Below are 8,811 nucleotides of genomic sequence, written 5' to 3' on the forward strand. Positions count from 1 at the left end.
TCAGAAGTCGTCGTCGAAGGCGACCGTGCCCTCCACCGCCACCTGGTACGCCGACGGGCGCCGCTCGAAGAAGTTCGTCAGCTCCTGGACGCCCTGGAGCTCCATGAACGCGAACGGGTTCTGCGACCCGTACACCGGCGGGAAGCCGAGGCGCTGGAGCCGCTGGTCCGCGACGCACTCCAGGTACGCGCGCATCGACTCCGTGTTCATGCCCGGCAGTCCGTCGCCGCACAGGTCCCGGCCGAACTGGAGCTCCGCCTCGACCGCTTCCCTCAGCATGTCCATGACCTGCTGCTGGAGAGCGTCGTCGAAGAGCTCCGGCTCCTCCTCGCGGACCGTGTCCACGACCTCGAAGGCGAAGTTCATGTGCATGGTCTCGTCGCGGAAGACCCAGTTCGTGCCCGTGGCCAGGCCGTGCAGCAGACCGCGCGAGCGGAACCAGTAGACGTACGCGAACGCTCCGTAGAAGAACAGGCCCTCGATGCACGCCGCGAAGCAGATCAGGTTCAGCAGGAAGCGGCGCCGGTCCGCCGGGGACTCCAGGCGGTCGATCTTCTCCACCGAGTCCATCCAGCGGAAGCAGAACCGCGCCTTCTCGCGGATCGACGGGATCTCCTCGACCGCGTCGAAGGCCGCCGCGCGGTCCTCGGGGTCCGGGAGGTAGGTGTCCAGCAGGGTCAGATAGAACTGGACGTGCACGGCCTCCTCGAAGAGCTGGCGCGAGAGATAGAGCCGCGCCTCCGGGGAGTTGATGTGCTTGTAGAGCGTCAGCACCAGATTGTTCGAGACGATCGAGTCGCCCGTCGCGAAGAACGCCACCAGCCGGCCGATCATGTGCTGCTCGCCGGGGGTGAGCTTGGCGAGGTCGGCGACGTCGGAGTGGAGGTCGACCTCCTCCACGGTCCAGGTGTTCTTGATCGCGTCGCGGTAGCGCTCGTAGAAGTCCGGGTAGCGCATGGGGCGGAGCGTCAGCTCGAAGCCCGGGTCCAGGAGATTCTTTTCCGTCGTCATTACTGGCAGGCCTCGCAGGACTCGGGGTTTTCCAGGGAACAGGCGATCGCCTCGTCGGCCGGGGTGAGCTGAGCGGGGACAGCTGCCGGCCTCGGCGCCGAGCCCGCCGCGCGGGCGATCCGGGTCGCCGGGCGTGAGCGCAGGTAGTACGTCGTCTTGAGCCCCTTCTTCCAGGCGTACGCGTACATCGAGCTGAGCTTCCCGATGGTCGGCGTCTCCAGGAACAGGTTGAGCGACTGGCTCTGGTCCAGGAACGGCGTACGGGCCGCCGCCATGTCGATCAGGCCCCGCTGCGGGATCTCCCACGCCGTACGGAACAGTTCCCGTACCTCCGCCGGGATCCAGCCGAAGCCCGCCACCGAGCCGCTCGCCTCGCGCAGCGCCTCGCGGGTCCGGGCGTCCCAGACGCCGAGCCGCTTCAACTCCTCCACCAGGTAGGAGTTGACCTGGAGGAACTCCCCGGAGAGCGTCTCGCGCTTGAACAGGTTCGAGACCTGCGGCTCGATGCACTCGTACACGCCCGCGATCGACGCGATGGTCGCCGTCGGCGCGATGGCGAGGAGGAGGGAGTTGCGCATGCCGGTCTCCGCGACCCGGGCGCGCAGCGCCGCCCAGCGCTCGGGCCAGTTCAGCGTCACGTCGTAGTGGTCGGGGTGGAGTACCCCGCGCGCCGCGCGCGTCTTGGACCAGGCGGGGAGCGGGCCGTCCCGCTCGGCGAGGTCGCAGGAGGCCTCGTACGCCGCGAGCATGATCCGTTCGGCGAACCGGGTGGAGAGCGCGGCGGCCTCGGGGGAGTCGAAGGGCAGCCGCTTCTTGAAGAAGACGTCCTGGAGGCCCATCGCGCCCAGGCCCACCGGGCGCCACTTGGCGTTGGAGCGGCCGGCCTGCTCGGTCGGGTAGAAGTTGATGTCGACGACCCGGTCGAGGAAGGTGACGGCCGTACGGACGGTCTCGTCCAGCCGCGCCCAGTCGATGTCGCCGGTGGCCGCGTCCACGAACGCGCCCAGGTTGACGGAGCCGAGGTTGCAGACGGCCGTCTCGCCGTCGTCCGTGACCTCCAGGATCTCGGTGCAGAGGTTGGAGGAGTGGACGGTGTGGCCGGGCTCGGCGGTCTGGTTGGCCGTACGGTTCGACGCGTCCTTGAAGGTCATCCAGCCGTTGCCGGTCTGCGCGAGGGTGCGCATCATCCGGCCGTACAGCTCACGGGCCTTGAGGGTCCTGCGCGCGAGACCGTCGGCCTCCGCCTTGCGGTACGCGGCGTCGAAGGCGTCGCCCCACAGGTCGACCAGGTCCGGCACGTCCACGGGGGAGAAGAGCGACCAGACGCCGTCCGCCTCGACCCGGCGCATGAACTCGTCGGGGATCCAGTGCGCGAGATTGAGGTTGTGCGTACGGCGCGCGTCCTCGCCCGTGTTGTCGCGCAGTTCGAGGAACTCCTCCAGGTCCGCGTGCCAGGTCTCCAGGTAGACGCAGGCCGCGCCCTTGCGCCGGCCGCCCTGGTTGACGGCGGCGACGGAGGAGTCGAGGGTCCGCAGGAACGGGACGATGCCGTTGGAGTGGCCGTTCGTCCCCCGGATCAGTGAACCGCGCGAGCGGATACGGGAGTACGAGAGCCCGATCCCGCCCGCGTGCTTCGAGAGCCGCGCCACCTGGTGGTACCGGTCGTAGATCGAGTCCAGCTCGTCCAGCGGCGAGTCCAGCAGGTAGCAGGAGGACATCTGGGGGTGGCGGGTGCCGGAGTTGAAGAGCGTGGGGGAGGAGGGGAGGTAGTCGAGGCGGCTCATCAGCCCGTAGAGCCGCCCGACCTCCGCCACCGCCCGGTCGCTGTCGTCCTCGGCGAGCCCGGCGGCGACGCGCAGCAGGAAGTGCTGCGGCGTCTCGACGACCTGCCGGGTGAGGGGGTGCCGGAGAAGATAGCGGCTGTAGAGGGTGCGCAGCCCGAAGTAGCCGAAGCGGTCGTCGGCGGCCGGGTCGATCAGCGCGTCCAGGCGTGCGGCGTGGCGCGCGACGAAGCCGGCCGTACGGTCCGCGATCAGGCCCTCGCGGTGGCCGGTGGCGACGGACGCGGAGAACGACACGGCGCCCTGGGACGCGGCCTCGTCGGCGATCGTACGGGTGAGCAGCCGGGCGGCGAGCCGGGAGTACGCGGGGTCCTCGGAGATCTGTCCGGCCGCCGCCTCCGTGGCCAGCTCGCGCAGCTCGGCCTCGTCCGAGCGGGCGTTACGGCCGCGCAGCGCGGCGGCGGCGATCCTGCCCGGGTCGGCGTCGGGCAGATCGGCGGTCAGCTCGGTCAGGATCCGCAGCAGCGCGGTGCCGGGGGCGTCGGCCGCCGGTGGCTGCCCGGCTCCGGGCCCCCGCTCGGTCGTTGCTGAAACCGGATCCGCTGGCGCGATGGTCACGTGGTGCTCTCCCTCGCTCGGCTCTGGGCCGCGAGGAGGCACGGGTCCGCGCGCACGGCCGTACGCCCGTCATCGCAGAGGGCAGCACACCGCGCCGCGTCCACCGGCCCAACCGCGAGGCCCGGACGTCTGGGCGCCCGGATCGGTCGAGCCGGACGCACTGCCGGCAGGTGTTCGGACTGGCGGGCGCGACAAAGCGCGCCACAGTACACCGTTGCGGGACAGTTCCGGATTCACACCGGATTCCCCTGCGTCGACAGCGAGGTCGAGCATACATCTGGGGGGCGCGCGCCGCGCCACCCCCCAGATGTTGTGTCGTACGGCGCCGCAGTGCGGGATCGGCGGCGGCTCAGCAGCAGCGGAAGCCCTCGCGCGGATCGGCCTCGCGGGCGTCCGTACGGCTGCGTTCGAAGGCGCGGCGGGTCATGATCCCGCCCGCCGGGTCACCGGCGCCGGCACCTACGCCCGTACCCGTACCCGTGCCCACGCCCGCTCCCGCACCGGCTGCCGCGTCCGCGTGGGCCCGGGCGTGGGCCACGTAGCGCTCGTACGCCGACTCGCCGGTGAACTCCCGTACGTACCAGCGGATCCGCCCGGCCATGTGCCGTACCCGATCCGCCCGGCTCTGGATCCGGGTCATGCCGGGCCCGTTCCCGCCGGGACGCTCTCCCGCTCCCTGGTGGCCTCGGCGGCGGCCAGTTCCGCCTTCTCCTCCTGGGTGGGGATCAGGCCGGCCGGGGCGACGATCTTCGACTCGACGTACGGGACCTCCGCCAGCCGGACGCCCTCCGGATCGCGGATCGCCTTGAAGCAGACCCGTCCGGCGTCCGCGATGACCACGAGGATGAGGACCGCGAAGAGCGCCGAAAGCACCCCGTCCACCGTGGAGTTGGTGACCACGGTGTGCATGTCGTCCATGCTCTTGGCCGGGGCCAGCACCTCGCCCCGGTCGATGGCCGACTGGTACACGTCGCGCTGGGTGAAGAAGCCCACCCTCGGGTCGGACGAGAAGATCTTCTGCCAGCTCGCGGTGAGCGTGACGGCGGCGTCCCAGGCGAGCGGTACGGCCGTCACCCACGCCCACTTCAGGCGGCCGGACTTGACCAGCAGCGTGGTGCAGACGGCGAGCGCCACGGCCGCCAGGAGCTGGTTGGCGATGCCGAAGAGCGGGAAGAGCTGGTTGATGCCGCCCAGCGGGTCATGGACGCCGACCCAGAGGAAGTAGCCCCAGCCGCCGACCACCACCGCGCTGGCGAACCAGACGCCCGGCTTCCAGCTCACCTCGCGCATCGGCTTGTACACGTTGCCGAGCATGTCCTGGAGCATGAAGCGCCCGACACGCGTCCCCGCGTCCACCGTGGTGAGGATGAACAGCGCCTCGAACATGATCGCGAAGTGGTACCAGAACGCCTTCATGGCGGTGCCGCCGACGACGGACGAGAAGATCTCCGCCATGCCGAGGGCGAAGGTCGGTGCCCCGCCCGTCCGCGACAGCAGGCTCGTCTCCTCGACGTCCTTGGCCGCCTGGGCGAGCTGGTCGGGCGAGATGGTGAAGCCCAGGTTGGCGACGGCCTGCGAGGCGGACTCGACCGTACCGCCGATGACCCCGGCCGGGGAGTTGACCGCGAAGTACAGCCCCGGGTCGATGATGCAGGCGGCGATCAGCGCCATGATCGCGACGAACGACTCGGTCAGCATCGCGCCGTAACCGATCATCCGGATCTGGGTCTCCTTCTGGACCATCTTCGGCGTCGTGCCCGAGGAGATCAGCGAGTGGAAACCCGAGAGCGCGCCGCACGCGATGGTGATGAAGACGAACGGGAACATCGACCCGGCGAAGACTGGGCCGTCACCGCGGCTCGCGAAGTCGGTGATCGCCTCCATCTTCATGGTGGGCAGCGCGATCACCACGCCCAGCGCCAGCAGCACGATCGTGCCGACCTTCATGAAGGTCGACAGGTAGTCGCGCGGCGCCAGCAGCATCCACACCGGCAGCACGGAGGCGAGGAAGCCGTACGCGATCATCCAGATGACCAGCGTGCCCGCTTCCAGCGTGAACGTGTCGGCGAGCGAGGACTCGGCGACCCAGCCCCCCGCCACGATGGCGAACAGCAGCAGCGCCACCCCGATGAGCGAGACCTCGCTGACCCGGCCGGGGCGCAGCACCCGCAGATACACGCCCATGAAGAGGGCGATCGGGATGGTCATGGCGATGGAGAAGACGCCCCACGGCGAGTGCGCCAGCGCGTTGACGATGACCAGCGCCAGCACGGCCAGCAGGATGATCATGATCATGAAGACGGCGATCAGGGCCGCGGCGCCGCCGAAGGGGCCGATCTCGTCCCGGGCGATCTGGCCGAGCGAACGGCCGTCGCGGCGGGTGGAGAAGAACAGCGTCACCATGTCCTGGACGGCGCCGGCGAAGATGACGCCCGCGACGATCCAGATGGTGCCGGGCAGATACCCCATCTGCGCGGCGAGCACCGGGCCGACCAGCGGCCCGGCGCCCGCGATGGCCGCGAAGTGGTGGCCGAACAGCACGCGCCGGTCGGTGGGGTGGAAGTCGACCCCGTTGTCGAGCCGTTCGGCGGGGGTGGCCCGGGTCCTGTCGACCCTGAGGACACGGTTCGTGATGAAGCGGGAGTAGAAGCGGTAGGCGATCGCGTACGAGCCGAGCGCCGCGGCGAGCATCCAGGCGGCCGAGACCTCCTCGCCCCGGGAGAGGGCGAGCACCCCCCAGCCCGCCGCGCCCACCAGCGCGACCAGTGTCCAGATGACGACGGATCTCGGGGTGAGACCCCCGGTGGTCCTCGGTGGGGTGCCGGTCGGCGCGGGGTCGGTCGACGGGGTGTCGGCCGACGGGGCGCCTTTCGGCGCGGGCTCTGGCATGGCGAGTCGTCCCCTCACTGGTCACCGCTGGTCACCTGCGTTGTACCTGACGCGTAATGCGCAGGAAATCTAGGGGACCATCCCGGGACGCGCTACCACCAGCCCATATCCCGGAACGTTAACTGCCCGCGCACGGTGGGTTTATGTCGCCGTGGCGGGTTTTCGTTCCGGGGCCCCGCTCAGGGGCGGGGGCGCTGGAGGCGGGCCACGAACTTGTAGCGGTCGCCGCGGTAGACGGACCGTACCCACTCCACCGGTTCGCCGGCCGCGTCCAGCGAGTGGCGCGAGAGCATCAGCATCGGCAGGCCCACGTCCGTACCGAGCAGCCCGGCCTCGCGCGGGTTGGCCAGGGACGTCTCGATCGTCTCCTCGGCCTCGGCGAGGTGGACGTCGTACACCTCCGCCAACGCCGTATAGAGGGACGTGTACTTGACGAGTGAGCGGCGCAGGGCGGGGAAGCGCTTCGCCGAGAGGTGGGTGGTCTCGATGGCCATCGGCTCGCCGCTCGCGAGCCGCAGCCGTTCGATGCGCAGCACGCGCCCGCCGGCCGTGATGTCGAGGAGTCCCGCGAGGGTGTCGTCGGCGGTGACGTACCCGATGTCGAGGAGCTGCGAGGTCGGTTCGAGGCCCTGCGCGCGCATGTCCTCGGTGTACGAGGTGAGCTGGAGGGCCTGGGAGACCTTGGGCTTGGCGACGAAGGTGCCCTTGCCCTGGATGCGTTCGAGCCGCCCTTCGACGACCAGTTCCTGGAGCGCCTGGCGGACGGTGGTGCGCGAGGTGTCGAACTCGGCGGCCAGGGTGCGCTCCGGCGGTACGGGCGTACCGGGCGGCAGTGTTTCGGTCATGTCGAGCAAGTGCCGTTTGAGGCGGTAATACTTGGGCACGCGGGCCGTACGGGTGGCGGGTCCGCCCTCGGTCTCCGTGCCGACCCCGTCCGTGGCCATGGCCTGCCTTCCCGACTCCTGCGCTGCTGCCGTCACCGGCTCCTCCGTCTGTCGCGGCTCACATGGTGGCACGGTCCGGCCACGAGTCGTCGCCCTCTCTCAGGTGTCGGTCCGATAACGGACACGACAGCCCTTCTTATACACCCTTGACACCCCTAAAGGTCTAGGCCAAGCTCACTTGCTACTGGTCAAATGGTCTAAACCATTAAACGGGCCAGGGGGGTTGCAGTGTCCCTGAGGAGGGTGGCGTGAAGCGCAAGCTCATCGCGGCGGTCGGCGTCGCAGGCATGGTGATCGGCCTCGCGGCCTGTGGTTCCGACGATCCGAAGGGCGGGGCGGCCGGGGGAGAGTCGGCGAAGGAGCTCACCGTCTGGCTGACGGTGGACGCCCAGAACAACTGGCCGGAGCTGGTCAAGGCCGCGGACGCCGCCGTGGTCGCGAAGAACCCCGGCATCAAGATCAAGCACGAGTACTACGGCTGGCCCGACAAGAACGCCAAGCTCGACGCCGTACTCGCCACCGACAAGGCCCCCGACGTGGTCGAGATGGGCAACACGGAGATGCTCGGCTACACCGTCAAGGGCGCCTTCGCCGAGCTCGACCCCGCGAAGTTCGAGAACTCGGACGCCTGGCTCGACGGCCTCAAGTCGTCGGTGACGTACAACGGCAAGACCTACGGCGTGCCGTACTACGCCGGGGGCCGCGTCGCCAACTGGCGCAAGGACGTCGCCAAGGAGGCCGGGGTCGCCGCCGTACCGAAGACCTACGCCGAACTGACCGCCGGACTCGACAAGATCCAGTCGAAGCAGGGCGACAAGTTCAGCGCCTGGTACCAGCCCACGCGCGACTGGTACGCGGCCATGTCCTTCGTGTACGACGCGGGCGGCTCCATCGCCGAGGAGAACGGCGGCTCGTTCAAGGCGAACCTCTCCTCGCCCGAGTCCCTCAAGGGACTGAAGGAGTACAAGAAGATCCTGGACGCGTACATGCACGCGGACAAGACCAAGGACGAGTCGGACCGTTACATCGTGTACGGCCAGGGCCAGTCCGGCATGATCTTCGGCGCCGCCTGGGAGGGCGCGACCGCCGAGGACCCGAAGAGCGACAAGACCGGCAAGCTCAAGGGGAACCTGGAGAACTTCGTGATGCCGGGCCCGTCCGGCGCCAACATGCCCGTCTTCCTCGGCGGTTCCGACCTGGCCGTACCGGTCAAGTCGAAGGCGCAGGCCACCGCCGCCGAGTGGATCAACGCGTACACCGGCGCCGCGGGCCAGAAGGGCCTGATGGCCAAGGGCAACCTGCCGAACAACAAGACCGACCTCGCGACGCTGAAGAACGACCCGGCGACCGCGGTCCCGGCCACGGCGGCCGAGTCGAGCTGGTTCGTGCCGATGGCGCCGGGCTGGGGCCAGGTCGAGAAGGCCCAGGTGCTCCAGACGATGCTGCAGTCCATCGGCACCGGGAAGCAGTCGGTCGAGGCGGCCGCTAAGGAAGCGGACGCCGCCATCGACAAGGTCATCAACACCAAGTGACCTGAGGGCGGGGCGTCCGCCGGCACGATCTGCCGG

Annotated in this window: 6 protein-coding genes and 1 riboswitch; of the genes, 1 reads left to right on the forward strand and 5 read right to left on the reverse strand. The window is 69.6% G+C overall.

Going from position 1 to position 8,811, the window contains the following annotated elements; all coding sequences use genetic code 11:
* The 5 genes from ACFTZC_RS34225 to ACFTZC_RS34245 all read right to left on the reverse strand — a co-directional run bounded on the left by ACFTZC_RS34225 (position 1) and on the right by ACFTZC_RS34245 (position 7,243).
* A complete protein-coding gene (locus ACFTZC_RS34225; protein WP_382896458.1) occupies positions 1-1,011 on the reverse strand; it encodes a ribonucleotide-diphosphate reductase subunit beta in 1,011 nt (336 codons plus the stop codon).
* Complete coding sequence (locus tag ACFTZC_RS34230) at positions 1,011-3,410, reverse strand: ribonucleoside-diphosphate reductase subunit alpha (protein WP_382896461.1); 2,400 nt, start codon at positions 3,408-3,410, stop codon at positions 1,011-1,013. The genes ACFTZC_RS34225 and ACFTZC_RS34230 overlap by 1 nt, the downstream gene beginning before the upstream one ends.
* Positions 3,411-3,557: 147 nt before the next feature.
* Positions 3,558-3,726: riboswitch (cobalamin riboswitch) on the reverse strand.
* A 33-nt stretch (positions 3,727-3,759) separates the two neighbouring features.
* The gene (locus tag ACFTZC_RS34235; RefSeq protein WP_382896464.1) at positions 3,760-4,050 is read right to left on the reverse strand and encodes a CstA-like transporter-associated (seleno)protein; all 291 of its coding nucleotides are present in this window, start codon (positions 4,048-4,050) and stop codon (positions 3,760-3,762) included.
* Positions 4,047-6,299, reverse strand: coding sequence for a carbon starvation CstA family protein (locus tag ACFTZC_RS34240; protein WP_382896466.1), 2,253 nt, complete (start codon positions 6,297-6,299; stop codon positions 4,047-4,049). Before ACFTZC_RS34240 ends, ACFTZC_RS34235 begins: the two co-directional genes overlap by 4 nt.
* A 179-nt stretch (positions 6,300-6,478) precedes the next feature.
* Positions 6,479-7,243: a GntR family transcriptional regulator gene (locus ACFTZC_RS34245; RefSeq protein ID WP_329829689.1), complete on the reverse strand. Its 765-nt coding sequence runs from the start codon at positions 7,241-7,243 to the stop codon at positions 6,479-6,481.
* 248 nt (positions 7,244-7,491) lie between these two features.
* Between ACFTZC_RS34245 and ACFTZC_RS34250 the strand changes: the two genes are divergently transcribed.
* The gene (locus ACFTZC_RS34250) at positions 7,492-8,775 is read left to right on the forward strand and encodes an extracellular solute-binding protein (protein WP_382896470.1); all 1,284 of its coding nucleotides are present in this window, start codon (positions 7,492-7,494) and stop codon (positions 8,773-8,775) included.
* Positions 8,776-8,811: the final 36 nt, after the last annotated feature.

The organism is Streptomyces sp. NPDC056987 (assembly GCF_042673865.1).
GTDB lineage: Bacteria > Actinomycetota > Actinomycetes > Streptomycetales > Streptomycetaceae > Streptomyces.